This is a genomic window from Aliiroseovarius halocynthiae (assembly GCF_007004645.1).
GTDB classification, from domain to species: Bacteria; Pseudomonadota; Alphaproteobacteria; order Rhodobacterales; family Rhodobacteraceae; genus Aliiroseovarius; species Aliiroseovarius halocynthiae.
In genome coordinates this window covers 663,402-690,345 of sequence record NZ_ML660019.1, presented here as the reverse complement: position 1 = coordinate 690,345, position 26,944 = coordinate 663,402, and the positions used below count along the sequence as shown (strand labels likewise).

The following is a 26,944-nucleotide window of genomic DNA, read 5'->3' as shown; positions in this document are numbered from 1 at the left end:
TGATTTTGGGTGGCCCGCCGCAAGGCGGATACAAGAAGTTGATAGGGGTTATGTGGCGAGTTCCCAGAGAAGTCGTCATCATGTTTTCGCCATTCGGAAACAGATGTGACCCGAATGGAGTTTAGTGCATGAAGATCGACGCGCAAATTGGAAGCGACGACGGCAGCTCGAACGATTTCGATCGGATCGGGCTGGATGGCTTTTGGCTGATCCTGCGACGCCACCTTCGACTGATCGTATTGATCGTGGCCGCCGTGATCGCAGCAACCTACTTCGTCGTCGACCGGCTGGAAGAGCGCTTTACCGCACGGGCGACGCTGGTTTTGACCGGATCGGATACACGCGTGCGCCAGACGGATACACAACTGGAAAGCTTCGAGCTGTCACGTGCCGTGATCGAAACCGAGATGGATGTCCTGAAATCGCGCGCCTTTGCTGACCAGCTGGCTGTGTTCCTTGGCCTGTACGATGATCCGAGCTTTGTATCGCTGACATCGAATGGGCAACCGATTGATAGCGCGCTGCATCAGGAACAGGTGCTGGACAAGATCCAAGGGTCGTATTCAGTGTTTCGGTCTGGTGAAAGTCTGGCCATCGACATCGTTGCCACGGCAAATGCGCCCGCATTGGCGGCGGATATCGCCAACGCGATCCCCGCTGTCTACATCGAAAACAGCCTGTCCGAACAACGCGACAATGTCACAAGTTCAATCGTGTTTCTGCGCGAGCGCGTGACAACGATCGGTGATGAGCTGACACTGGCCGAGGTCGAACTGGCCGATTTCATCCGGGACAACAAACTGGATGACGCGCAATTGCCTGACCGCCTGCGCTCGCAGGTGCAGTACCTGACAACTTTCTTGAAAACATCAGACGCGGATCAGAACGCCGAGAACAGCGCCCGCCTGCAAGCCGAGCTTGCCGCAGTCGAAGCTGAGCTACAGGACCGCACCCGCGCCGAGCTGGCTCAGATGCGCCGCGAACGCCTGCTGGAAGTGCAGCGCCTACGCTACCAGACCGCAATCGAGAAATTGAACGAGCTGGAGACACAGATCAATCTAGTCTCGCAGGGTGCCCGTCAGGTATCGGTCGCACGCCCCCCGGTTTCCGCCTCGTGGCCAAACAAGAAAGCCTCGCTGGTGATTGCAGCGGTTGGCGGGCTTGTTCTGGCCTTCATCGTTGCACTTATTTTGGACCTCATGAACCGGAGGCTGTGGAACGAAACACAGACCATGCGGCTTTCAGGCCTACCAAATGCCGGCTTTCTACCTCGGATTGGGCGCGCTGCGGGGCCGATGCGCCGCAAGGGTGTTGCGCGGTATTTGATCGCCAAGCCCCATACGATGTTCGCACAGGCGGTGCGCGGAGCCACCGGATTGTGGTTTGACGACAGCAACGAAGGTTGGGTTGTGATGATAACCTCTGGCCTGCCCCACGAAGGTAAGTCCACCGTCACAGTCGCGCTTGGAGTGTCGGCCGCCTTGGATGGCTTGCGCACTTTGATCATCGATATGGACAGCCATCGTGAAGCGGCGGCTCGTCTGCTTGATGTCACAAGCAAGCCAGCAAAGTTCTCGGACGTGATCGGGGGGAAAGTTTCGCCGGCCCCAGTCGCATTGGACGGTCAACCTGTCGAAGGATTGGATTTCCTGTCCGTGAACGTACGTAGTACTCCAAACTTGAAAGAGCAACGCCAACAGCTGGCGGAATTGAGAAAACAAATTCGAGAAAATTATGACTTGGTGATTGTCGATACGCCGCCGGTTCTGGTCGTAGACGATACTGTTCGGATTGGCGTGCTGGCGGACGAGATTTGGCAAGTGGTGCGTTGGGGTCGCACGCCAGAGAACGTGCTGGTGGATACGGTTGAACGATTGAAACGCGATGGGCTGCCGATCACGGCGACGTTGATCAACGACGTTGATACACGCAGGCATCAAAAATTGGGGTATGGTGGGTATGCTCAATATTATAACTACGGCGAAGGATATTATTCGTAATCGCGCGCGGCGTGACGGGCCGAGACATCGCCCCCTTGCCACGATATCTGCTGCTTGCTTTGGTGTATTCGCAGCCGCAATCCCGACTCAGGCCCAGGACATCGCCTTTCCCGGCGCGCTGGGGTTTGGTGCGAAAGCGCTGGCATGGAAAGGCGGCGACGTCGTTGCAGTGACGACACTGGCCGATAGCGGCCCGGGCAGCCTGCGCGCCTGCGCCAACAATGGTGGAAAGCCGCGTGTCTGCATTTTTCACGTGTCCGGAACGATCATGTTGGACAGCCCAATTCGCGTGGGCTCGAATATTTACATCGCGGGGCAAACCGCCCCCGCAAAGGGCATCCAACTACGCAATCGTGGGTCGGTTGTGACACCTTTGATCATCAAGAATTCGCGCGAGGTCGTTGTCCGGTTTCTGAAGATCCGCCCCGGCCCAAGCATTACGCCTTCGGCCAATGTGGATGCCATCACTGTCGAGGATTCGACCAAGATCTATCTGGGCAACCTCTCGATGCAATTTGCAACGGACGAGACATTCAATGTCCATGTCTCTGGTGGCAAGGTTGCGAATATTACTCTGGCAGACAGCATTCTGGCGCTAAGTCTAGACCGCAGCACCCATCCGAAGGGTAAGCACTCTAAGGGAGCATTGATCTGTTCGCACGAGGGTAAGAGCAACATTTGCGGACGCATCACCATTGCACGCAACCTATTCGCCCATCACCGCGACCGGATGCCCGATATCAAGGGCACGGATGTGGGACAAATCGAAGTATTGAACAACGTCTTTTACAACCCAATCAGTCAGTTCGGCGAGTTCTATGACCTGTTGGGAGATGTAAAGATCATCTATGGCGGCAACGTCGCGCTAAGTGGCCCTAGCACCTCGGGCCAAAAACCCGAGGCGGTTCAAGTCTTCGAATGGAAACGAAAACGGCGGGTTTCCATCATGGCGTTCGACAACATTACCGGAGCTGCGACCGGCTGCAACCAGCGCAGTTTTGCCGTCTTGAATCCGACCGCCAAGGCACGCCGAATCCCTACCACATCGGGCCCGTTCTCTGCTCCACTGAACAAAGCAAAACACACATTGCTGAATGTGTTGAGACATGCAGGTGATCGACTGCCCGGCGAAATCCATTTGGACGCACTGGACAAGCGGGTCATCGACGACACGCTGAAATGCTTCGGCCGTGTGATAAACACACCCGAGGAAGTTGGCGGCTGGCCTGTCCTTCCGGTCCGGAATGCGCAGGCTGACAGCGATGGCGATGGACTGCCCGATCTCTATGAGGATGTGACCCCTGGATTGTCACGCAATCAACCGAACAACCCATGGGCACGCCCATCTGGAAGCACCCTTAGCCATATAGAAACCTGGCTGGCCAAACTTGCCGGAGATATTACATGATCCAGCGCTTGCGCCAGTTTCTGCCACGCGACCAAATCGCCCTACGCCTGCTCCGCAATCTGAAATGGATCTTTTCCTCGCAGATTGTGATTGCGGTTCTGGGCATGGTGTCCTTGGCCATTTCCGCGCGCGCACTTGGCGCAGCGGAATTAGGCGCATTGGCTTTGATTGAGGCCTTCGCCAGAATTAATGCGCGGCTCGTCCATATCGAGCCATGGCAGGCGATGATCCAGTATGGCAGTTCGGCAATGGAAGAACACGATAGCACACGATTTGAACGACTTGTGGGCCTGTCAATCGTGGTGGACGTATTAGGAGGGCTTGCCGCTGCGACATTAATCCTTCTTCTCGCCCCGCTTATCTCTGGAACCATTGGGCTTGAGGGCAGCGCCGCACATCTTTTGTCGCTCGGCGCGATCGCCGTTGTGCTGTCTTTGCGCGCCACCGGAGTAGCACTTCTGCGCCTCTATGATCGCTTTGATCAGCTCGCCAAAATCGACACCGCGACCGCATTCATGCGCTTGGGACTGTCAGCCATCGCTTGGTTGATTGGCGGCAACCTGCTTCATTTCGTCATTATTTTCATTCTGTTCAGCCTTGCTGAGGGCGTCACCGCCTTTCTGTTTGGCCACCGCGAGATGCGCAAGCGTGAGCAGACACCGCGTTTTGGAAACTTGCATTCCACGCTGCGACAAAACCGGGGTTTCCTGCGCTTCATGTGGAACTCCAATCTGGCCGTGATCCTGCGTCAAACCACGCAAAGACTGGACGTGGTGATCCTTGGTGCGTTGGTCGCACCGGTTTTCGTCGGGCATTATCACATCGCGCGCAAATGCGGGGACGCTGCCATCCGCCTTGGCCGCCCGATAAAACAGGCGATCTTCCCAGAACTCAGCCGCCTTGCCGCCAGCGGAGACTTCGCCCGCATCCGCAAAACAGCGCTGTGGGTCAGCATCGGCTTCTGCGCGATCCTTCTGGCAGGCGTCATCCCCACACTGATCTATATCGGCCCGATCCTGAATGCTGCCTTTGGCGAAGCCTTCATCGCCGCGGCCCCGGTCGTGTCCATTCAGGCCGTGGCGGTGGCACTTTTCCTTGCAGGCGTCATCCTTGGTCCAGTGTTGCTTAGCCTTGGGCGAGACCGCGAGCTGATGTTGATTGGCGCGGCCACCGCCGCCCTGTTCTTCATCCTGATCTATCCCTTCGTCGTAACCTTCGGCGTCAACGGTGCAGCCCTTAGTCACCTGATAAGCAACACCCTGTGGCTTGGTGCAAGCGGCTGGCTGGTGATCCGCACGCTGGACGCAAAGACTGACAAACCTTCCGCGATTCAAACTCAGGTGCAATCATGACAGCGCAGCGGGAACAGATGCAGCCCATGCGCAGACGCGCAAGGGGCAGACGCAGGTCTCAGGCGGACCCCTTCGGTTTGGTCAGTTCCGGCCTGGCGACACCCACAGGGCTCTTGGTGGCCGCAGCAGTCGTGCTGGCGCCGATGAATCATGTGAAGCTTAGCTCGGTTTACGTCACCGCCTCGGACATCGTTGCGCTGATGGCATTCATCCTGATGCTGGCCAACCGAACACTAAGCCTTAAGTTCTTCGGGCCAGCAACGGCGTTCTGGTTCATGTCCTTCTTTGCCTTTATGGGTGGCCTGACCGTCAGCTCGGTCATTAATGGAAACCCCATGGCCCTGCCCAACACCTTCGCCCAATACGGTTATTCCCTGTTGGTGCTGCCAATGGTCCTTGGCGGTCGCCCCTATGCCCAAACCATTGCTTTGGTGAAACTCTTGGTCGCGTCATACGTCTTCGTCATGCTCTTCGGCGCTTATGTCGTCCATTTCGTCGATAACCCCAATCACATGTTGGTTTCGGGTTCCGGCCGGATGCGATCATTGATCCAGCGCGAAAATGAATGCGCAGTCCATGGCGGCATCGCAATCGTGTTGGTGCTGGGCCTGTACAAAATGAGCGAGTTTCGCCTGCGCACAGTGCTTCTGTGCCTACCCCCGCTGATCTATGGCATCATGCTGACTGGATCAGTCTCGGGACTTCTGGCCACGATCTTTGGCGTCACACTGTTGATCACCATTGTCGGCCCTTTCAAGTACCTGCCCATCTCGGCTGCCGTATTTATCGCCGTCGCTGGACTGTTGATTTTGTTGGGCGACAACTTCATGCCCGCCGTATTCCAGGAACGCGTGTTGAACCCGCTTCTAGACCGCAACCTGTCCGAGGCTGGAACCTTCTCGGACCGCGCGCAATTGATGCAAGAGGCTTTCGCCGTGATGAAAAACACCATCGTGCTAGGCCTTGGCGTCGAACAATTTCGCGAGATCAGTTCGCACCATGCAGCGGTTCACAATGCCTATTTGCTCGCCTTTGTCGAAGGCGGCCTGATATCGATGCTGGGGCTGATCGGCTTCTTTCTGTCGGGCATTATCTTGATCTGGGCCGCAATTGTCGAAAGGGCAAACAGAATGGTCTGGGCAATCACACTGGTGGTTCTGCTGATCTATGCCGCCGCCTTCAATATGTTTCCCACCTTCTTCGCGCGCTTTTGGAACGTGCCATGGATCCTTCTATTCTCGCTGACCGCAGCCAGCCTGCAACAGATCGAACCACGCGCGCCCAATCCGCCTATTTCCATCTTTCGCAGCAAAAGAGTACGCCCATGATCCGCACGGTTTCACTTGTCTTGACCCTTATGCTCACATTGGCGTGGTTCCCGGACTCGGCCCGATCGGCTGAATACCAACTTCAGGCGCAGGACGAACTGCGGCTGCGCGTTCTGCGCTGGGACGGGGATCAAAACACCTTCACTGTTTTGGATGGCCTGTCTGGGGAATATCACATTTCGAACGAGGGAGTTTTATCCCTGCCCCTAGTCGGTAGCATTGCCGCACGTGGATTTACCACGCCAAGCCTTGCGCGCGAAATAGAGCTTGAGATCGAGCGCAAGCTCGGCATCTCGCCTGCGCCGCGCGTCGGGGTCGAGATCATCGGACATCAACCGGTTTTTGTATTGGGCGAGGTCGCATCGCCCGGATCATACGCCTTCCATCCTGGCCTCACTCCGCAGCAGGCGTTGGCGCTTGCCGGCGGCTTGGTACGCTTGCAGCCTGCAAACACCAGCGCATATGTGCAGGAAACCATGCGTTTGGGTGGTGAAATACGTAGTATTGAAATCGAGATCGCCGCACTGAACGCGGAACGGGTACGGCTGGCTGCGGATCTGGACGACCTGAACCGGGCAGACGACAGCGACACAGCATCAATTCGCCCGCGCCCTCGTGGGATCGAGGCCGATATTTGGGAAGCAACCCGCAAAGCGCGCGCCGCCCAAGAAGAGCGTTTGCGTGATCTGCAAGAAGTTTTGCGCGAACAGATTGACCGGATGACCGCCCAGATCGCCCTGCGTTCGGAACAGATAGAAAGCACCACAGAAGAACTTACCAAGGTCAGTTCACTGAAAGAGCGCGGGCTGACGGTGAATACGCGCGTCACAGCCTTGACCACCACATTGAACGATCTTGAAAGCAAACGGTTGCAACTTGAAATCGCCCGTCTAACCGCGCGCCAACAGCTCAACCTTGCAGAACGCGATACGCTTGCGCTGACCGATGATGCTCGCGCCCGAACGCTTGAACAGCTTAACCACGTCGATCGCGACTTGGCCCGTCTGGACATTCGCCTTGCCACCGCTGAAGCCCTGCGCGCCCAAGCCGTCGCAAGCGGACTTGCCGTTCCTGACCCCTTTGCGGACACAACGACTGAATACCGCGTGACCCGCGTGGTGGACGGCACCCCCGTTACTCTGGTCGTCGCGCCGACCGATAGCCTGATGTCTGGTGACACAATTGAAGTGTCACGATCGGCAGCATTGCCCACCAACTCTCAATAAATTCTTTAGGTAACCCATGACAAAACTTCGCATCTTCTATCCCTTTGTCGGAGGCGCCACCATCGGGGGCAGCCATGTGTCGGCATTGGGTCTGATCCGAAACCTGGACCCGGACCGATACGAACCAGTCATCGCCCTGCACCGCGAGGCCGGCGCGTTGGGCGCGTATATCTCGGAAATGGGATTGTCATACGAGGTGCTGGACACCCCGCGCATCATCGCCCCCAAGCACAGCCGCAGCCCTCAGGATGCATCGATGCCGGGGTTTCTTCTGCGCTCGGTCCCGCAGATGGTGCGCTATCTAAAGCGCAACCGGATCGACATTGTGCATACGAATGATGGGCGGATGCACGGATCTTGGAGCCTGCCCGCCAAGCTGGCCGGGTGCGAGCTTATCTGGCACCACCGCCAAGGGCCGGATGCAAAAGGGGCGAATTACATCGCCCCGCTGCTGGCAGATCGTATCCTGTCCGTGTCCGAATTCTCGCGCCCCGAGAAACCGCTTCGGTCCATCGAAGACCGGTTTCAGGTTGTGCACAGCCCATTTGACTTGGATCCCGACATCCCCAACCACGCGGCGTGCCACAAAGCGCTGTGTGTCGAGCTTGGCGTGCCCGAAGACAGCGTTCTGCTGGCCTATTTCGGCGTCTTGAATGATCGCAAACGCCCGCTGCATTTCGTTGACGCTGTAAAAGCTGTGCGGGATGCAATGCCCAACCGCCCCGTGCATGGGCTGATCTTCGGGCGGGTCGAAACCGAAGGATCAGGGCTGGATCAGGCCTGCCTTGATCGGGCCGCTGGGCTTGGCGTGTCAGCAAACCTGCACATGATGGGCTTTCGCGATCCGCCTGCCCCCGCGATGGCCGGGGTGGACGCGCTATTGGTCACTGCGCTGGACGAACCTTTTGGCCGAACGCTGATCGAAGCCATGCATTTAGGAACGCCGGTTGTTGCGACCCGCCACGGCGGCAACCCGGAAGCGATCGAAGACGGTGAGACTGGTTTTTTGGTCGACCCATGGGATCCCAAAGCCTTCTCAGCTCCGGTGCGGGATTTGGTCGAACATCCGACCACACGCGTACGCATTGCCACAGCAGCGCAACAGGAAGTGCGTGGGCAATATGGGTTGGATGTTCACGTGGCCAAAACCACCGCCGTCTACGACATGCTTACAGGGTAAGGGAATTATCCAATGACCAAGCCCCTCCCACGCCCCGTAGATTTCCTCATTATTGGCGCAGCCAAATGCGCCACGACTTGGGAACAGAAATCTCTGTCAGCCTCGCCCGGAATCTATATGCCGGCGCCCGAGCTGCACTTCTTCTCGCGTGAGTATGACAAGGGTTTTGACTGGTTCAACGCACAGTTTGCTGGCGCGAACCCAGGCGACATCGTGGGTGAAAAATCGAACTCGTATCTAACTCAGCCAGAGGCCGCCGCTCGCATCCATAACGCCTATCCCAGCGTAAAAATGATCGTACAAATGCGCGATCCCGTTCAACGAGCCTATTCGGATTACTGCATGCTCTTGCGGCGAGGGGAGGTGGATGATGACATTCGACGCCATCTGGACCCGCAGAAAGCTGCGACCGAACGGTTCTTGAATGACGGCCGCTATGGCCATCACCTGACACGTTTCTACGCGCTGTTTCCGCAAGACCAGATCCTTCTTCTTGCCTTTGACGACGTGGCTACGCATCCAGAGCGCCAGTTGCAGTGGGTCGCCGATCATATCGGATACTCTGGTCAGCTGACCCCGCCCCTGCATGAAAAGGTGAAGGACAAACACGCAGCCGCGGTACCGACATCTCTGCGGCGGCTGTTGGCTCCTCTGCGTCCACTTTTGGATCCAGTAAGGAACACGGCCCCTCTCAGCACAATGCGCAGCCTTGTCGCCAGGCCATTTACCTATCCGGCTCTTCCAGACGACCTGAAACGCGAGATCGAAGTCTTCTATATGCCAGAAAAATCTACTCTTATTGAACTTGCACCGAACTTCCAACCACCATGGATACATGTACGGGACCGGCCTGCAACGTCCAACGCATGAACGAACCGATTCTCTCAGGGCTCATTTTGGGCTCCCGCCGGGCAGAAGCTCTACCCTTGAGAGATAATACCTCACTCGACACATCTACCAAAAGAGGATCTTTACCACTATCACTCGCCCAAAACTCGAGTGAAACTGATCCAACCTACTGGAATTCCTGCCCGTTTCCCGAAAAGAAACAGTACGTGTCTACATTTTATTAGAAATAAAGATGACCTTGCGATATGATGAAAGCATAGGGAAACGGGTTACGTTTTGATCTCGATCGATTCTTCCAGGGGTGGGTCCGTTTCCATACAGCAAAGACTTTGTGATTGTGCTCTCCGCCCCGAATGTATGTTCGCGCGTTTTTTAGTGCGGATTTGAGTTTGCCAGATTTTGGCGCAGTAAATGGTTTGTGGTGAGGGCACATTTGTAACGAGTGAAGTGAGATGTTGAGCGATTTGTTTGAAATACTCAAGGGCTGATATTTTCCAGCCTCCCGTGTTGGAAAATATCAACCTGTTCAGCATCTCGAGAACTATAAATTTCTGTCGTGCGCCCCTGGAGCGTCACGAAATTTGAACAATGTATTTATCTCAGAGCCGGGGAAGGTTCTTAAAATGCTTGATGGAATGGGGCTCGTGTCTTCTGCGGAAGGACGAATGTCTGCTCGTAATGGAATAAAAAACAAACTGAAGCTCTGTCTTACTCAGAAAAAGAAAGAGCTGTATGCAAACCGTAAGCTGGTAATAGGTGACATCTTCGCCGCGGCCGCAGCGGTTTTTGCGGCGATCAGCCTGTCACATGGCGGCGCTGTCACCGACGAATTGGCATCGGTGATGGGACCAATGATGCTTTTGGCCGGAGTGATTAACTTCGTTACGTTCACATGCATTGGGCTCTACAGACAGCATTCGCGATCCACGTCGCTGAGAGATGTGATGGTCATATCCCGTGGTGCCTTACTGGCAATCAGCACGCAGATTTTGATCGCTACTCAGATTGAGGCATTGGCCCCGATTCCGTTCGCGGTCTTCATCATCCAGTTTCTTGCAACAATACCATTCACTGGCATGCTTCGCATTATTGCGCGCCACCGCGAGCTTGTGCGCCGCACTAAGCAAGCAGACCGTATTGCCGAACAGCAAATTCCGGTGGTATTGATTGGAACCGGTACGAATTGCGATTTGTTTTTAAGGTCATTGGACCGAACCTGCTCGACCTATGTTCCGGTTGGCATTATCGACGACGCAACCGGTTCGACCGGGTTGCATTTCCGCAATGCCCAAATCCTTGGATCGATCCGTCAACCCAAAGCAGCTATCGAGGCGATCGAATCCTGCGAAATGAGAGCTCGCCAGCTTCTGCTGACTGAAGATGTGTCCCATTTCGACAATAAGGGAATTTTCACTCTGCTATCCTGGGCGACTTCGAACGGCGTAAAAATCTCGCGCCTGCCGGGGTTGGCTGATCCGGTGCTAGATCAAGTCGGTGACAACGAAATCAAACTGCGCGCCATTCAACCCGAAGAGATCCTGAACCGCCCACAGAAGGCCGTGGAGCGCTCGCTTCTGCGTCAGATGATCGAAGGTCGTCGGGTCCTGATCACCGGCGCCGGCGGCTCGATCGGCAGCGAGCTGTCGCGCCAGATTGCATCCTTCGATCCGTCACTTCTGGTGCTTTTGGACAATTGCGAATTCAACGCATACTCGGTCGATATGGATCTTGGGAAGAACTATCCCAACGTGAACCGTCAGGTGCATGTGGGCTGCATTCGCGATGCCCAGCGCGTTCAGGCTGTATTCCAGCGCTATAAGCCCGAACTGGTGTTTAACGCAGCTGCGTTGAAGCATGTGCCAATGGTCGAACTGAACCCCTGCGAAGGCGTTCTGACCAATGTCATCGGCACCCGCAACGTGGCAGATGCCGCGCGTGACGTGAGGGCCATCGCGATGGTCCAGATCTCGACCGACAAGGCAGTAAACACCACCAACGTGATGGGCGCGACCAAGCGCGTGGCCGAGTTCTATGCGCAAGCACAGGACCGCATCACCTATCAGAAGCAAGGTCAGGAAAATGCGACGCAGACGCGTTTCTTCTCGGTCCGCTTTGGGAACGTCCTGGGGTCGTCTGGGTCGCTGATCCCACTGTTCCAAAAACAGATTTCCGAGGGCGGCCCGCTGACCGTCACCGACCGCCGGATGGAACGCTTTTTCATGACTATCCGCGAGGCCGTGCAACTGACCGTTGTGGCCGCGGCCAAAGGTCTGGCGCGCAATTCCGGTCTGGGCGAAATCTTCGTTTTGGACATGGGTGAGCCAGTCAAGATCGTCGATCTGGCCGAACGCATGATCCGCATGGCCGGGCTTGAGCCTTATCGCGATATCGACATCGATTTTGTCGGCATCCGTCCCGGCGAGAAACTGTTTGAAGAGCTGTTCGACAAGGCCGAAGAGCGCCGTGACAGTGGCATTGAATCCGTCGACAGCGCGCTGCCCGACGGAGTTCCGATGGCGCAGCTGCGCTCTGCCATAGTAGCGCTTGAGACCGCTGCGCGTGCAGGCGACGAAGCCGCTGTGCGTCGACAGCTGATCGACCTTGTTCCCGGTTACGGAGATCACGCGGACACGTCCCAGCGTGCAAACGTACACTGCATCATTCGCCATCGTTCGTCTTTCCCAGCGCCCGTCGCGGGGCCAGAACGGCAGAATGGCGATAAAAGCGCAAACGCACAGCGCCTGTGGGCGGGCGAGTAAAAACCATGCGCGCGCCAAAAAAAACACATGACGCGACAGCTGCCAGCGCGCCGAAGAAGGCCGTGGTATTGGGAAGCCTTGGATGGTCCTTGGTGAACTTCCGCCTCGATCTGATCCGCAGGCTGGCCGCGAATGGCTATGAAGTACTGGCTGTTGCTGCAGATATCGACGATGAAACGGCACGGACGCTTCGGGACATCGGTGTGCGTCCCTGTCCCATCTATATGGACCGCACAGGCACCAACCCGCTGCGCGATCTTAAAACACTCTGGGAACTGGTGCGCTTCTTTCGTCGAGAAAAGCCCGAGCTTGTGATCTCATACACCATGAAACCAAACATCTATGGCAGCCTCGCCGCGCAGATCGCGGGCGTACCGCATCGCTATGCGCTGTTCACTGGGCTTGGCTATAGTTTCATGGAGGAGAACCCGAGCGGACGACGCAAGCGCGTTCGGGATCTGTCGATCCTACTGCACCGGATTGCTCTGCGCCGCATTCATGGGGCTTTTTGCTATAACTCGGCGGATCGGCGTGACATTCGCCGCTTTCATCTGATCCCCGACCGCGTGCCGCTGCATGACGTGCCCGGCTCTGGCGTGGACACGCGCCGCTATTTCGACACGCCCATTCCCACTGGGCGCACAAGATTCCTATTCGTTGGACGGCTATTGCGCAGCAAGGGGCTTTTGACCCTTGGCAAGGCCGCCGAAATTCTTCGTGCCCAAGGGCATGAATGTGACATCGACATTTTGGGACCGGCAGACAGCAACCCTGACGCCATCGACCCCGCCCTGTTTGCCGGTTGGCAGAAGCGCGGACTGGTCAACTGGCTGGGCGAGACACGCGACGTACGTCCGTATCTGGCCAAATGCAGCGTGTTTGTCTTGCCGACCGAGCTGCGTGAGGGCGTCCCGCGGTCGATCCTTGAGGCCATGTCCAGTGGACGCGCTGTGATCACCACAGACGCCCCCGGTTGTGGCGAAGCCACCCAAGACGGCGTGTCTGGTCTGGTATTCCCTCAAGGGGACGCTGACGCCCTTGCGCAGACGATGAAGATCTTCATCAACGAACCATGGCTTGCCGTAAAAATGGGAAAAGCCGCACGTGTTCACGCGTGCCAGCGTTTTGACGTGCATCTGGTGAACTCGATCCTAATGCAGCACATGGGGGTCGAACCGCTCACCCCCGAGGCAAGACTGCCCAAGGGGCTGGAATTTGCGGAGCTTGCATCATGATCCGCGCTGCGACGCCGATGCCTTCGGGCGAAACGCCAGATCAGGGCAACCGCTTCTTGCGGTTCGTCTTGGCTGGTGTGGTGAATACCGGGTTCGGCTATTCGATCTATGCTGCGTTTGTCTTCGCGGGCGCATATCCCCAAGCGGCGCTGGCCCTGCAATTCGCCATTGGTGTGGTGTTCAATCACATGACCCATGGACGTTTCGTCTTTGGCACCCGCGGTTACGGTCGCTTCCCCCAATATGTCGCGGCTTATGTGGCGGTTTACCTGTTCAACGCCGGTTTGCTGAAGCTGCTGATGGGCTTCGACATAGGCGCCTATCTGGCACAAGCCATCGCCTTGGTCCCAACGGTTCTTTTGTCCTTCAAACTCGTCTCGGCCGCACTGCGCGGCGGGTCCGACAACGGAAAAGGTGCAGCATGAGTGTAACCGATCTGTTCAAATCCACATCTGACACGCATATGCCACGCAAAACGTTGGACGACCCAGTCGCCCGCCGCATGGGACAGATTGCCTTGGTGATCGGCTTTGCCATTCTTCTGGCCGCTGTCTATGGCCGCCTAATGGGCTATGGGCTGCGCAGGGACGAGATGATGTTCGTCCCTCCTGCCCGCCTGCTCAGCGATCTGTCTCTGTATCAAGATCTGTTCTATAACCACGTACCCTATTCTGCGTGGTACTTCCGCGTCTTCGATCTGTTCTTCGGGGCTGGCGGGCTTCTGTTCTCGGCCCGTATCGGGGTTTTCGCCGTATGGCTTATGCTGGCGGGCGTGACGGGGTGGCTTACACTGCGCCTGTCAGGTTCAACAGGGTTTGCTCTGTTTGCCGTCGTCGCGACCCTGACCTGTCACCCGCTGATGAACGAGCCTGGGATGGCCGCGTCCAACAACTTGCTACCACTACCCTTCGCACTTGGCGGGCTGGGCCTGTTCGTGATCGAGTTGAAAGATCAAACATTGCGTCGCTCGCGCCTGTTTGCATCCGGCATATGCCTGTCTATCGCGGCAGGCATCAAAGTCAGTGCAGTTGCCTTTATCCCGCCGGTAGCCGTTGCCGCGTTCCTCTTGCCCGCCGCGCTGCCCTTCCGGCTGCGTGTGCGCCGTGTCGCTTTGCCGGTGCTTTTTGGGGGGCTTGTGGCTGCATTGCCCCTATTCATGCTGCTTTTGTCAGACCCACAGCTGTTCCTAGCCCATATCGTTCAGTTCCACACCGGTCCCCACGTCGACTATTGGGAGGCCAACCACCTGAGCGAACCCGATCTGGCCATGAGCCTTTGGGCAAAGGCCTATCTGGCCTATGGGATCTGGCTCTCAGGCGTTCCGCTGATCCTAAGTTTTGTGATCCTGTGCTTTGCATGGATGGCATTTTCGACACCTACTGATCCCGAGCGCGTGGATCCGCATACCACCCTTGCACCGATCATGGTCGTGCTGGGGGCCCTTCTGACAACCGCGATGATGAGCTTCCTGCCCACGCCCGGTTTCTCACAATACTACGTGGCACCCTTGGTGCTGTTGCCCGTACTGGCCGCGTTGATGCTGGCCCGCGTGCCTTGGCCGCATCAGGAACTCACGCGTTCGGTTCTTGCTGCTGCGTCCCTGCTGTGTGTCCTGACCGCCCTGCCTTGGCTCGCCCCGGATCTGCGCACAACACTGGGGGTCACCGCATCGACCCCGGAACGTATGAATGCCGGGGGCAACGCGCTTGCAAAAGCGATGTCTGATCGCGGCATCGTCAACGGTAAGGTCGCAACCCTGCTGCCGATCTATCCGCTCGAAGCCGGGCTGGACATCTATCCCGAGCTTGCCACTGGCCAATTTGCCTATCGCATCGCGCCCTACACGGACCCAGAGCTTGCACAGCACTACGTTATGGCCGGACCGGATCAGATCACCGAGGTGTTCGATTTTGAACCGCCCGCCGCCTTTGTGCTGGGATACGAACCCGCGCTCGAGGCGCCGCTTCTGAACTACGCGATCGAAAAGGGCTATCGCGAAATTTCTATCGACGGTCTGACCAATCGCTACGGCAAGGGTCGCGTCTTTCTTCAACCCGGGGAGATTTCAGAATGACCCCCATCCTGCAACCATTTCAACCAATCAATTTTCAAAACCGCGTCCCTAGGGTGGCACTGATCGGGGCGCATTTCACAACCGTTCACACATCATTCGAAGGGGGGAACGAACCATGCAAACGATCTTGCTAGCAGGCGGACTTGGCTCGCGTCTGGCCGAAGAAACTGTCGCCATCCCGAAACCCATGGTCGAGGTCGGAGGACGCCCGATCATCACCCGCGTCATGGATATCTACAGCCAGTTCGGCCACAACGATTTCATCGTGGCCGCAGGTTACAAATCCTTGTCGCTAAAGCAGTATTTCGCGAATTATCACCTGATCGCCAACAATATCAGCGTGTCGCTGGACAGCGGGAAAATGGATCTGGTTCCGGTTGCCCCCGGCGGCTGGAATGTCTCGGTCGTGGATACCGGCCCGAAAACCATGACCAGCGGACGCATTCGTCGTCTGAAAGAATGGCTGAAGCCCGGCCCGTTCATGGTCACCTATTCCGATGGGGTAGGCAATATCGACATCAACGCGCTGATCGACTTCCACAAATCGCATGGCAAGCTGGCCACGGTGACCGCTGTGCAGCCGCCAGCGCGTTTCGGCAACATCGAACTTGCCGGCGATCGGGTTGAGGCCTTCACCGAGAAGGTGCGCCGCCGTGACACCTGGATCAACGGGGGCTTCTTCGTTTTTGAGCCCGAGGTTATGGACTATTTCGTCGATGATATGGAGCCGCTGGAACAGTCTCCGCTGACCCAAATGGCGCAGGATTGCGAGTTGATGGCATATCGCCATGACGGGTTCTGGCATCCAATGGACACGATCCGCGACCGCAACACGCTGAACGAGCTGTGCGAAGAGGAAACGCCGCCTTGGATGCGCTTCAATGAAGAGCTGCCGAATGACATCACGGCCCTTGCGATTTGAGGTGCAGAATGTCCGGCGCTGTTCCCTCTGATTTCGGCGGCACATTCCACGGCCGCCACGTCCTTGTCACCGGGCATACCGGGTTCAAGGGCGGTTGGATCAGCCATTGGCTGATGCAGCTTGGTGCGCGTGTGACGGGCATAGCCCTTGCACCCGATCCCGGCCCGAACCTGTGTGATGTGACGGGGCTGACAGGCAATATGGACAGCCGCCTGATCGACATTCGCGATCGTGAAGCTTTGCTGATGCAGGCCCGCGATATCGACGCCGATCTGATGATCCATATGGCCGCGCAACCTTTCGTGCGCCGGTCCTACGCCGAACCAGCCGCAACCTTCGCGACCAACGTGTCAGGCACGGCGCATGTGCTGGATCTGGCGCGCGCGATGCCGTCGCTGAAAGCGGCAATCGTCGTCACAAGTGACAAATGCTACGAGAATAACGAGTGGAGCTGGGGCTATCGCGAGAATGACCCGATGGGTGGCTCTGATCCCTACAGTGCGTCGAAAGGTGCAACCGAACTTGTGGCCCAAGCCTATCAACGCTCGTTCTTCAACACAGCAGACGGCCCGCAACTGGCAACGGTGCGGGCAGGTAACGTGTTTGGTGGTGGTGACTGGGGCGAGGATCGGTTGATCCCGGACATCGTGCGCGCGACCGTCGCTGGCCAGCCCGTACAGATCCGTAACCCCGCCAGCATTCGACCTTGGCAACATGTGCTAGAGCCTCTTTCCGGCTATCTGGCACTGGCCGCGCGGCTGCTGACCGACGGCGCGCCCTTCGCGGGCCCGTGGAACTTTGGCCCCGATATCTCGGGCACTGTCAATGTGCGGGAACTTGCAGCGCAGATGCAAGAAAGCTGGGGGACAAATGGTCCGCAGTTCGAATTCGGTCAGGCCGATCCCAAGATGCACGAGGCGGGCGTGCTTCGACTGGACAGCACCAAGGCACAGACCCAATTGGGCTGGCGACCGCAACTGGATCTGGCGCATGCGGTTCAGATGACGGTCGATTGGTATCGCGCCCACCAAGCGAATGAAAACATGAAAGAATTTACCATGTCCCAGATCGCGCATTACGGCGCACTGATGTCGGGGGCATCTCAGGACACAACATCGCTGGCCGCACAATAGCGCCAGAGAAGGAGATTGATATGCGAGTGAATTACGGACAGACCGTACATGGTCAGGAGGAGATCGACGCCGTTGTCGACGTGCTGAAGACCTCGACCCAGATGGGCCCGCGCGTGCGCAAAATGCAGGAACGTGTCGCGGCGCTGTTTGCAAAAAATCACGGGATCATGGTGAACTCGGGATCCAGCGCCAATTATCTGGCGGTCGAAATTCTGGACCTGCCCAAGGGCAGCGAGGTGATCACCCCTGCCCTGACGTTCGCCACCACCGTCGCGCCGCTGGTGCGTCAGGGGCTGGTGCCCGCCTTCGTGGACGTGGCCCCCGGCACGTACAACATCGACGTGGACGCAATCGAGCGAATGATTACGCCCAATACTTCGGCCGTGATGATCCCGTCGCTGATCGGCAATTTGCCAGACTGGCGCCGCATTCGCGAGTTGGCGGATGCGCATGGTCTGAAGGTGATCGAGGACAGCGCCGATACGCTGGGTGCCACGATTGGCTCGGACAGCACCGGCAAGTTCTCGGACGTCTCGACCACCAGCTTCTATGGCTCGCATGTGATCAACGGCGCGGGCAATGGTGGGATGCTGTGTGTGAATGACGAAGAGCTGGGCCGCAAAGCGCTGCTTCTGCGCTCATGGGGCCGCAGCTCATCGCTTTTTGTGGAATCCGAGACAATCGAGAACCGCTTTAACGTGCAGGTGGACGGGATCGATTATGACGCCAAGTTCCTGTTCGAAGATCTGGGCTATAACCTTGAACCCTCGGAAATCAGTGCGGCCTTCGGCTTGGTGCAGTTGGATAAACTGGATCACAACATCCGCGAGCGGGAAAAGAACTTCGACGCGCATATGGCCTTCTTCAAGGCCTATGAAGACTGGTTCATCCTGCCAAAACAACTGCCTAATAGCCGCACCGGCTGGCTGTCCTTCCCGCTGACCTTGCGCGAGGGCGCGCCTTTCACCCGGCGTGATCTTCAGATCCATCTGGAAAAGGCAGACATCCAAACACGCCCGGTCTTTACCGGCAACATCCTGCGCCAACCCGCCATGAAAAGCGTCACCTATACGTCGGATCCGGCAGGATATCCCGTGTCGGATCAGGTGATGAAGGGCGGGATCCTTCTGGCGGTGCATCACGGGCTGACACCCGCGCACGTGGAATACGTGCACGAGATGTTTGCTGACTTTGCCAAGCAGCAACAAGGGGTTGCCGCGCAATGAGCCAGCTTCGCGCCCCTCACCAATTGCCGGACTGGCTGCCCTATGAGGGCGGCCAGAATACTGGCATTCACGGGTTGAGGGGCGTGGCCGCTGCAATGGTGCTGTTTGCCCATATCGTCGGTGGCACGGCGGAACATGTTTACTCCGACAACGCAGCCTATCTTGCCGTGTCCGAGCCGCTTTGGAATTTCGGCACCTTCTTTGTCTATCTGTTCTTCGCAATTTCAGGTTTCGTGATCCTGCCCAGCGCCTTTCGCTATACACCACGTGATTTCGCGACCCGCAGAATGCTGCGGATCTATCCGCTGTTTCTGGTCTTCTCGCTGATCTTCATCGCTGGGAATGCGGTCACCAACCTGCAACCGCAGATGAACGACCTGCCCACGATCCTATATGCGTTGACCTTCACCAACCTGCTGGCGGGCACCGAACAGCTGACCCCGAACGCGTGGAGCCTGACCTATGAGATGATGTTCTACATCCTTGCCGGTCTAGGCGCATTCGCGATCACCCAAAGGATGCGCGGGCTGCAGATGCTCATCACTCTTGCCTCGATCGCGTTTCTGGTGATCTTCCCGAAATCCATCTATTTCGTCGCAGGCATTCTGGTCTTCGTGCTGCATGGCAGGCAGATCGTCCAGAAGCTACCCGCCCGCCCGCTGCTGGAAATCATCGCCGCGCTGTCGCTGGCCTATGCCGCCTCGCGCGCGCATTTCGACTTCCGTGCCGGGGAACTGCGCGAGCCGATCACCCTGATCTGCATGGCGCTGACCTTTCTATATTTCCTCTTCGCGGTCGAGAAAGACAGCGTCACCGCACGGATTCTGTCTGCGCGCTGGGCGCAATATCTGGGGACGATCAGCTACAGCCTGTATCTGGTGCATCCCTATATCTACATGCCCACCCGCGTCGTGTTTCAAAAGCTTGACTTCTTCTCGGACAACGCGTGGCTCAGTGTTTTTCTGTTCGGCGTCGTCACCTTCATCCTGTCCATCGCGGCAGCTCATATTTCTTTCATATTGTTTGAAAAATATCCTCAGAAACTGGTCAAGAATTGGGCCACTCGACCTAAAATTATTCAAAAGGGAACGCTTTCATGAATGTGCAATCCAAACCCGCATCGACCCTGTCTCAGTGCCGCACATGCGGATCTAAGAACCTGTTTCTTTTCCTGCCAATGGGCGCGCATCCGCCCGCAAACATGTTTGCTAAAACCGCAGACCCGGAACAGCGCCAACCAGCATTCGAGCTGAATACCCAAGCCTGTCTGGATTGCGGACTCATTCAGGTCGCCGATCAGGTGCCCGACGCGTTTTTCGAGGATTATCTATACGTTCCCTCGGGCGCTGCCACCATGCACGAACACTTCGCGGGGCTTGCGTCAGTGGCCAGTGAGCATGCGGATGGCGGCTTGATCGTCGATGTGGGCTGCAATGACGGCCTGATGCTGGGCCATGCCGTGAAAGCGGGTGCCACGGTTCTTGGTATCGACCCGGCAGCCAACCTTGCGCCGCTTGCAAAAGAGCGCGGCGTTGATGTGCTGACCGCCTATTTCAATCCCGAAACCGCAAGCGCGGTTCTGAAAGACAAGGGGCCCGCGAAAGTCATCACCACCACGAACACGTTTAATCACATCGACGATTTGCACGGGTTCATGGACGCAGTTCTTGTTCTGCTGGATGATGACGGTGTTTTCGTGATCGAGGTGCCGTGGGGCAAGAAGATCGTCGAGGCCAACCAGTTCGACAATGTCTATCACGAGCACATGTCCGAGCTGAGCCTGCTGTCGATTGTCCGGCTTGGTCAATCGCGCGGGATGGATGTGGTGGATGTTACCAAACTGCCGGTGCATGGCGGATCCATGCGAGTCTTCATGAAACGCGCCAGCCTTGGGCAGGCCCCCGCGCCAGTCGTCGCCGAAATGCTGGCCGAGGAAGATACAGCAGGGCTGACCCAGCGCGCCACCTACGAGGCCTTTGCCGAACGTGTCGACGAGCTGGGACGCCAGTTGAAACAGATGCTGTCCGACATCAAGGCCGAGGGGAAAACCGTCGCGGCCTACGGCGCACCAGCCAAAGGTAACACGCTGCTAAACTATTTCGGCATTGGTGCCGAGACGCTTGATTTCGTGGTGGACAAGAACCCGCTGAAGCAGGGCCTGTTCACCCCCGGCACGCGCCTTCCGATCCTGTCGCCCGACGTGGTGGCAGAGCGCAAGCCTGACTATCTGTTGGTTCTCGCGTGGAATTTCTTTGATGAAATCCGCGATCAGATGTCCGACTTCGAAGCACGCGGCGGCAAGTTCATCGTGCCCCTGCCGATGCCGCGTCTTGTGCCATAGGTGACGGAATGGCACGGGTTCTGATCACTGGCGGCACGGGCTTCATTGGCTCTCACCTTACGCGCAGATGCCTTGCGCGCGGGGACGAGGTGACGCTGCTGGTGCGCCCGACCTCGACGCTTGAGCGGGTCGCCAACATTGCCGCGCGCCTTGATATTCAGCGCGTTCAGCTTTCCGATCAGGGCAAGCTGGACACCTGTCTGACACGCACGCGGCCCGAAATTGTCTTTCATCTTGGGGCCAGAACCCGCTTTACCCCGCAAGACGACCTGTCGGATCTGCAAGCCGGGCTGGACGCAAATCTTGTGCCGCTCATGGCGCTTCTGTCCGCTTGCGCCCGTGCGGCTCACGCACCAAAGGCATTTATCCGCGCCGGAACCATCGCGGAATATGGCCCAATTGCCGCCCCCTATCACGAAAGCACCAAGGAAAAGCCCGTCAACGCCTATGGCTTGTCCATGTTGGCCGGAACCCAGTTTCTGACAGGCATCCGAGGTCGGCTCCCATTCGTAGCCTCAACCGCACGTCTGGCGCTGACCTATGGCCCAGTGCAGTCGGCGGATTTTCTTTTGCCCTCGTTGATCAACGCATGTGCGGCCCAGCAGCCGATAGCCCTCGCCCGCCCCAAAGATCGTCGCGATCTTATTCATGTCGATGATGTGGTCACGGCACTGCTGCGCATGGGCACGCTGTCGGACGCGCTGCCAGAGGTCATAAACATTGGAACCGGGAGCGCCCCAACCATGCGCGAGGTCGCCCTTGCCGTCATCACGGCCATGGGGGCGTCAGATCAGCTTGTGCAATTCAAGGACCAGCGGGACGACGACGCGGTTGAACTTCGGATTGATCCACGCACCCAAAGCGATGTGCTGCGCTGGACCCCGGACATCAATCTGAAGGACGGGATCGCCATGCTGGCCCAGATCACCCGCCCAAGCCTTCCCCATTCCACGAACAGGAGATCAGCATGAAAACACTTGTTTCAATCCTCATCCCTGCCTTGAATGAAGAGGCGAATGTCCGCCGCGCCTATGACCGCCTGCTCGCCGTATTCGCCGAACTGGACGGTTATGAGCCAGAGATCATTTTCACCGACAATCACTCGGACGATGACACTTTCCTGATCCTGTCCGAGATCGCGCAGAATGACCCCCGTGTCCGTGTCATCCGTTTTTCGAAAAACGTTGGCTATCAGGCGTCAGTCCTGACCGGATATCGTGCTGCGCGTGGCGCCTGCGCTATTCAGCTGGATTGCGACCTGCAAGATCCACCCGAGCTGATCCCGCAAATGCTGGACCTGTGGAAACAGGGGCATCAGGTGGTCTATGGTGTGCGTCGCAGCCTGCCGGATGGACGCATCACCGCTTTTGCGCGCCGTTTCTATTACATGCTGATTGATCGGATCAGCGATGACAACCTGCCCCGGAACGCAGGCGAATTCCGCCTGACCGACCGGCGTATTCTGGACGAATTGAAGCGTGTCGACGACCGTTCGCCATATGTGCGCGGGCTGATCAGCGGCATGGGCTTCAGCCAGATCGGCTTTGAATATGACCGGCAGGCCCGGCTTGAAGGCGAGTCAAAATTCCCGTTCCGCGCCATGCTGTCGCTGGCCATCGACGGCATGATAAACCATTCACTTTTGCCGCTCAGGCTGGCCTCGTATATCAGCCTGATCGTCGGATTGTGTACGTTCCTTCTGATGATGTTCTATATCATCGCCAAGCTGGTCTTCGGGCAGGATTGGCCTGCTGGTTTCGCAACCACCACCGTATTGCTGCTGCTCTCGATGACATTGAACGCGATGTTTCTGGGCATTTTGGGCGAATATATCGGTCGGATCTTCATGCAATCGAAAGACCTGCATCGCCCCCTTATCGAGACGCAATTAAACACACCTGATCAGAGTGACAATGTGACTCCACCGCATAGCGGCGGCAAATCATCACTTCCCAGCGCTGCGGAGTAAGCTGTGAAAATCCTTATCGTTCAGGGTGGTTTCGGCGCAGGTGGCGCTGAAAAAGTCGTCGCAATGATCGCTGCACACCGCGCCCAGATGGGCGATGAAGTCACGGCCATGGGCTTCGATATGCCAGCGGATGGATCTTATTTCCCCTACCCAGATGACGTGCAGCTGTTCCTTCCGGATGGGGCAAAAACCGGTAACCCGCTTGCCCGTCTTGGGATGATCCGGCACACGATCCGCACTACGCAACCCGATCTGGTACTGTCTTTTCTCACCAAGGTGAATGTACTGAGCCTTGCTGCCGCAATTGGCACGGGTGTGCCTGTTGTGATCTCCGAACGGAATAATCCACGCGCGCAGAAGGCGCATCCGATCTGGCGGCACGCGCAGAACCTTCTGGTACGCCGCGCTGCCTGTGCTGTCATGCAAACAGACCGCGCCCGCGCGGATCTGCCCCGAGCCGTCCAAGCTACATCTGTTGTCATTCCGAACCCCTGCGCGCCTCATCCAAACTATCCCGCACAGCCCGACCCGGCGGGCCATCGTCTGGTTGCGGTGGGGCGGCTGGACACGCAAAAAGGCTTCGACGTGTTGATCCGCGCCATGGCGGATGTACGTGCGGCTTGCCCCAATGTGCGCCTGACAATCTATGGCGACGGCCCCGAACGCGACAGGCTTGAGGCATTGCGAAAGGACCTGCAGCTGGAAGACACCGTCGCCCTGCCCGGCGCCAGCCTTTCCCCAGGGGCGTGGCTGTCGCAGGCCGACATTCTGGTCATGCCCTCGCGTTTCGAAGGCTTTCCAAACGTCCTTGCTGAAGCGACTGTCGCTGGCCTTCCCGCCATCGCGACCGATTGCGATTTCGGCCCGCGTGAGATGATCGTCGAGGGCGAGAACGGACTTCTGGTCCCGGTGGATAACCCGTCAGCGCTGGCCGGCGCGGTCAGTAGTTTGATGCAAGACAGCCCATTGCGCGCGCATATGGCCGGGCAAGCCGCGATCAATCGCGATCGTTTGGCCCCTGGCCAGATCTTGTCCGATTGGGATAAGGTGATTTCGCGGGCCGCAAAACTTTAGTTTGCCAAGACCGCGTCCAGATCATCAAGACTGTCGATCACGTGGCCAGCCGCATGAAGGTCATCCGGCGCATCCGGCGCATGTACCCTGCCTGGCCGATTGATCTGCACCGTGACCCAGCCCCGCGCCCTTGGGGTAACAAAATCCTTGGCCGGATTGTCCGCGACATAGACCATGCGCGCACCCGATGCCGCCTGCTCCATCAACTCATAGGCGCGCGGATGTGGCTTCCTATATCCTTTGGGCCATGCCCCTGTTGGGCAGATATGCGCGATAATTGCTTCAAGCCCCAAAGCTGCGATTTTGTTGCGCTGCATCTGCTCGGGTCCGTCCGTTACCAGCCCAAACGGACCTGATGAGCGTGCAAAGAAACGTGCTACATCCGCGCACAGATCAATGGCCGGGGGATGGTTGCGATAGACATCGATCAGACGCGAGATCAGATCCGGGTCCGCCTCGAGCCCAACGGCCTGACAGGCGTGGTTGAAAATGCGGGTCCGCTCGCCGCGCTCAAACGCCTGCCGACAATGAAGCCCGAAATCAGGCGCGCCAAACTGCTGCTGCACCCAGTCACCGACATGAACGTAGCCGCTGAACGCAAAGTCACGCTCTAGATACAGCGTGTCATCCAGATCGAAGACCAGCACGCGCTTAGCCCTGATAGACCGCGCGATCATAGCGCAGCATCAAAACACCATCACGCCAATCATCATTGGCGCTTGAGGGCAGATCACAGACCTCTTCCAACAGCCATTGCGCAAACGTCGCCCCGGCGTTGTCGGCCAGCGGATAGCCACCACCAAACCGTGCGTTAATCTCGATCACGCGGGGGCCATGCGTCGGGTCATCGATGACCTGAAAACAGGCCACTCCGCGCAGCCCGGGTAATGCGCTTGCAATGCCCTGTGCGATTTTCTTCAAATCCTCGCGCCGTTCAGTGCGGCCCTTTTCGACCTCTCCTGCCCGAATGCTCAGCCTGATATGCGGAACGACGCATTTCAGCACCCCCGACTGATCCACGAACATGTTGATCGTATATTCCGGCCCTTCCAGCGTATCCTGAAAGATCATCGGCTCGTTAAAGGCATCCGGCACGTCCGGCATGCTGTGATAGACGGCCAATCCGCGACTTGCGCTTCCCCCACTGGGCTTGGCGAAGACCGGCCATGTCAGAGCGGTCGGATCAGCCCGCAACTGCGTTTCATCCAAAGTACGCGGAACCGGAACGCCGGCGCCTGCAAAGACGTTAGAGGTCCGTGCCTTGTCCCGCGCGATCTGGATCACCGACAGATCCGAGACATGCACCCGCGCGCCCAGCGCTGTGAACTCATCAACAGCCTGCGCCAGCGGCTGAAGCTCGGGATCAATTGTCGGCACCACAAGCGCCACGTTGAAATCCCGCACGATGTCCTTGATCGCAGCAACATAGGCTGGGTCATTGCATCGGGGAACTTTGAAAGCGCGATCCGCAACGGCGCAGGCGGCGCTAAGATCAGGCTCAAGGTCGCAGGCTAGTATCGTCAAATCCAAAGAAAGCCGATCGGCGGCGACACGAAATGCCTCGATCAAACCGACACGACGCCCGGCAGAGCAGATAAGAATGGAAAGCGCCGACCGCGTCATGGTGAACTCCTCAATCAATAAAACAACGGCTAGACATCAGCCAAATCTGTCAGCAACTATACCCGTATTCGCTCAGATCCATTCCGATCAATGATGCCAGCCGCGTGTTGCTTTCATTATAATGACTCTCGATTTTCTCTTTGATCAGCCGCTCATATCTGGCCGCAATCCGGTCATCGAAAGACCGCGCGCCCGGCATCGCCCCCAAAAACTTGGTGGCCAGCTTCAGATAGCCCAAGGGAACAAATCCACCAGGAGACAGCTGCGTATTCCCGATCGTTCCGTTCACAAACCGCATAAGTAAGAGCGGCAGCAATGGCCGTGACTGATTGGTCAGCTCATTCTCTAGCTCAAGATCAAAGCCAAAGAATGTGTTCAGGCGATCGGCAAAGGCATCGAACTCCTGCGCCATCAACTCGAATGGAAGCGCCAACACGTTCTGCGCACCAAAGTGGTTGTGATACAGCGTCACCAGCTGATGGTAATTCAGGTAGTCCAGCTCGAATGCGGGAATCTTATAGATTTGCGGCTGCGGATTAGTCAGAAACTCACGCAGTTTCAGGCTGCCACCATCTGCAACATATTGTTGATAGAAGCTTTTGATCCAGCGGGACTGTTCGCGGAAAATGATCAGGATCTTCGCCTCGGGAAAGGCCTCGGCCAATCGGCCAGCGATCAGTTCGCGATCGAACCCGCCTGACGCGGGATAGCCCGATAATCGTTCGTGCGACATGACGAGCGCCTTGGATTGATCCTCTGCGCGCTCCGCTTCGGCAGGGAAAGGGACTGCGTCAAATTCCAGAGAATGTCCAATGAATGCATTTCGAACATCTGCGCGTTCGACGTAATAAATCGACGCATGCGTACGGAACGAGTGCTGCAAGGTTGACGAGCCGGTCTTGTGTATCCCGATATGGATGAAAGTCGGCGCGGATTGGGTCATAAAATGAAACTGCTTCTCATCGCTGGATAAATTCATTTCGTGAACGAGCACCCCTAATATCAACCAACAACTGCACAAAACAAAATGCAAAATCCGAAACTGGCCTAAAAATATGGCTGCCAGCTGCGTGTACTAAGGATTCACCACTATTCCATTCTAAAAAGCAATCAAAACTTCTTCAAAAAGTATAGGATAGAGTGCTTCCGCCAGTTACAGCCTGACTAAAGGATAAGAAACGGGTCGGACTGCACGGCTTCGACGCTACTCTGGGCAGTCAGCCAACACTGCGGCCAACATCGATT

At 57.3% G+C, this 26,944-nt stretch carries 22 protein-coding genes; 19 read left to right on the top strand and 3 right to left on the bottom strand.

Annotated features, from left to right (window positions below; translation table 11 throughout):
• The first annotated feature begins 128 nt into the window (after nucleotides 1–128).
• The 19 genes from FIL88_RS03485 to FIL88_RS03395 all read left to right on the top strand — a co-directional run bounded on the left by FIL88_RS03485 (nucleotide 129) and on the right by FIL88_RS03395 (nucleotide 24,076).
• Nucleotides 129–2,000, top strand: a complete 1,872-nt coding sequence (locus tag FIL88_RS03485; RefSeq protein ID WP_142852410.1) for a GumC family protein — start codon at nucleotides 129–131, stop codon at nucleotides 1,998–2,000.
• Nucleotides 1,960–3,408, top strand: a complete 1,449-nt coding sequence (locus FIL88_RS03480) for a pectate lyase family protein (RefSeq protein ID WP_185960831.1) — start codon at nucleotides 1,960–1,962, stop codon at nucleotides 3,406–3,408. Before FIL88_RS03485 ends, FIL88_RS03480 begins: the two co-directional genes overlap by 41 nt.
• Nucleotides 3,405–4,760: a lipopolysaccharide biosynthesis protein gene (locus tag FIL88_RS03475; RefSeq protein ID WP_142852408.1), complete on the top strand. Its 1,356-nt coding sequence runs from the start codon at nucleotides 3,405–3,407 to the stop codon at nucleotides 4,758–4,760. Before FIL88_RS03480 ends, FIL88_RS03475 begins: the two co-directional genes overlap by 4 nt.
• Before the next feature lie 116 nt (nucleotides 4,761–4,876).
• Complete coding sequence (locus tag FIL88_RS03470) at nucleotides 4,877–6,088, top strand: O-antigen ligase family protein (RefSeq protein WP_185960830.1); 1,212 nt, start codon at nucleotides 4,877–4,879, stop codon at nucleotides 6,086–6,088.
• The gene (locus FIL88_RS03465; RefSeq protein WP_185960829.1) at nucleotides 6,085–7,314 is read left to right on the top strand and encodes a polysaccharide biosynthesis/export family protein; all 1,230 of its coding nucleotides are present in this window, start codon (nucleotides 6,085–6,087) and stop codon (nucleotides 7,312–7,314) included. The genes FIL88_RS03470 and FIL88_RS03465 overlap by 4 nt, the downstream gene beginning before the upstream one ends.
• A gap of 16 nt (nucleotides 7,315–7,330) precedes the next feature.
• Nucleotides 7,331–8,494, top strand: coding sequence for a glycosyltransferase family 4 protein (locus FIL88_RS03460; protein ID WP_142852405.1), 1,164 nt, complete (start codon nucleotides 7,331–7,333; stop codon nucleotides 8,492–8,494).
• A gap of 12 nt (nucleotides 8,495–8,506) precedes the next feature.
• Entirely contained in the window at nucleotides 8,507–9,364 is an 858-nt protein-coding gene (locus tag FIL88_RS03455) for a sulfotransferase family protein (RefSeq protein WP_142852404.1), read from the top strand.
• A 644-nt stretch (nucleotides 9,365–10,008) separates the two neighbouring features.
• Nucleotides 10,009–12,102 carry a polysaccharide biosynthesis protein gene (locus FIL88_RS03450; protein WP_185960828.1) on the top strand — a complete coding sequence of 698 codons (2,094 nt, stop codon included), beginning with the start codon at nucleotides 10,009–10,011 and terminating at the stop codon, nucleotides 12,100–12,102.
• Nucleotides 12,103–12,107: 5 nt separating this feature from the next.
• Nucleotides 12,108–13,337, top strand: a complete 1,230-nt coding sequence (locus FIL88_RS03445) for a glycosyltransferase family 4 protein (protein WP_142852402.1) — start codon at nucleotides 12,108–12,110, stop codon at nucleotides 13,335–13,337.
• Complete coding sequence (locus tag FIL88_RS03440) at nucleotides 13,334–13,762, top strand: GtrA family protein (RefSeq protein ID WP_142852401.1); 429 nt, start codon at nucleotides 13,334–13,336, stop codon at nucleotides 13,760–13,762. The genes FIL88_RS03445 and FIL88_RS03440 overlap by 4 nt, the downstream gene beginning before the upstream one ends.
• Nucleotides 13,759–15,411, top strand: coding sequence for a DUF2029 domain-containing protein (locus FIL88_RS03435; RefSeq protein ID WP_142852400.1), 1,653 nt, complete (start codon nucleotides 13,759–13,761; stop codon nucleotides 15,409–15,411). Before FIL88_RS03440 ends, FIL88_RS03435 begins: the two co-directional genes overlap by 4 nt.
• 115 nt (nucleotides 15,412–15,526) lie before the next feature.
• The gene (rfbF, locus tag FIL88_RS03430; RefSeq protein ID WP_142852399.1) at nucleotides 15,527–16,333 is read left to right on the top strand and encodes a glucose-1-phosphate cytidylyltransferase; all 807 of its coding nucleotides are present in this window, start codon (nucleotides 15,527–15,529) and stop codon (nucleotides 16,331–16,333) included.
• An 8-nt stretch (nucleotides 16,334–16,341) separates the two neighbouring features.
• Nucleotides 16,342–17,466 (top strand): CDP-glucose 4,6-dehydratase, encoded by a 1,125-nt coding sequence (gene rfbG, locus FIL88_RS03425; protein WP_142852398.1) that lies wholly within the window; start codon nucleotides 16,342–16,344, stop codon nucleotides 17,464–17,466.
• Nucleotides 17,467–17,486: 20 nt separating this feature from the next.
• A complete protein-coding gene (locus tag FIL88_RS03420; RefSeq protein ID WP_142852397.1) occupies nucleotides 17,487–18,692 on the top strand; it encodes a DegT/DnrJ/EryC1/StrS family aminotransferase in 1,206 nt (401 codons plus the stop codon).
• Entirely contained in the window at nucleotides 18,689–19,792 is a 1,104-nt protein-coding gene (locus FIL88_RS03415; RefSeq protein ID WP_142852396.1) for an acyltransferase family protein, read from the top strand. Before FIL88_RS03420 ends, FIL88_RS03415 begins: the two co-directional genes overlap by 4 nt.
• Nucleotides 19,789–21,033, top strand: a complete 1,245-nt coding sequence (locus FIL88_RS03410; protein WP_142852395.1) for a class I SAM-dependent methyltransferase — start codon at nucleotides 19,789–19,791, stop codon at nucleotides 21,031–21,033. The genes FIL88_RS03415 and FIL88_RS03410 overlap by 4 nt, the downstream gene beginning before the upstream one ends.
• Before the next feature lie 8 nt (nucleotides 21,034–21,041).
• Nucleotides 21,042–22,004 (top strand): NAD-dependent epimerase/dehydratase family protein, encoded by a 963-nt coding sequence (locus FIL88_RS03405; protein WP_142852394.1) that lies wholly within the window; start codon nucleotides 21,042–21,044, stop codon nucleotides 22,002–22,004.
• Nucleotides 22,001–23,002 carry a glycosyltransferase family 2 protein gene (locus FIL88_RS03400; RefSeq protein WP_142852393.1) on the top strand — a complete coding sequence of 334 codons (1,002 nt, stop codon included), beginning with the start codon at nucleotides 22,001–22,003 and terminating at the stop codon, nucleotides 23,000–23,002. Before FIL88_RS03405 ends, FIL88_RS03400 begins: the two co-directional genes overlap by 4 nt.
• Nucleotides 23,003–23,005: 3 nt before the next feature.
• A complete protein-coding gene (locus FIL88_RS03395) occupies nucleotides 23,006–24,076 on the top strand; it encodes a glycosyltransferase family 4 protein (protein WP_142852392.1) in 1,071 nt (356 codons plus the stop codon).
• On the opposite strand, the gene FIL88_RS03390 is transcribed toward FIL88_RS03395, so the two are convergent.
• The 3 genes from FIL88_RS03390 to FIL88_RS03380 are packed head-to-tail and all read right to left on the bottom strand — an operon-like array spanning nucleotide 24,073 to nucleotide 26,642.
• A complete protein-coding gene (locus tag FIL88_RS03390; RefSeq protein WP_185960827.1) occupies nucleotides 24,073–24,723 on the bottom strand; it encodes an HAD family hydrolase in 651 nt (216 codons plus the stop codon). The genes FIL88_RS03395 and FIL88_RS03390 overlap by 4 nt on opposite strands.
• Before the next feature lie 4 nt (nucleotides 24,724–24,727).
• On the bottom strand, nucleotides 24,728–25,699 hold the full coding sequence (locus FIL88_RS03385) for an ATP-grasp domain-containing protein (RefSeq protein ID WP_142852390.1): 972 nt from the start codon (nucleotides 25,697–25,699) through the stop codon (nucleotides 24,728–24,730).
• Nucleotides 25,700–25,748: 49 nt separating this feature from the next.
• Nucleotides 25,749–26,642 carry a sulfotransferase gene (locus FIL88_RS03380; protein WP_407642320.1) on the bottom strand — a complete coding sequence of 298 codons (894 nt, stop codon included), beginning with the start codon at nucleotides 26,640–26,642 and terminating at the stop codon, nucleotides 25,749–25,751.
• Between the last annotated feature and the right edge of the window lie 302 nt (nucleotides 26,643–26,944).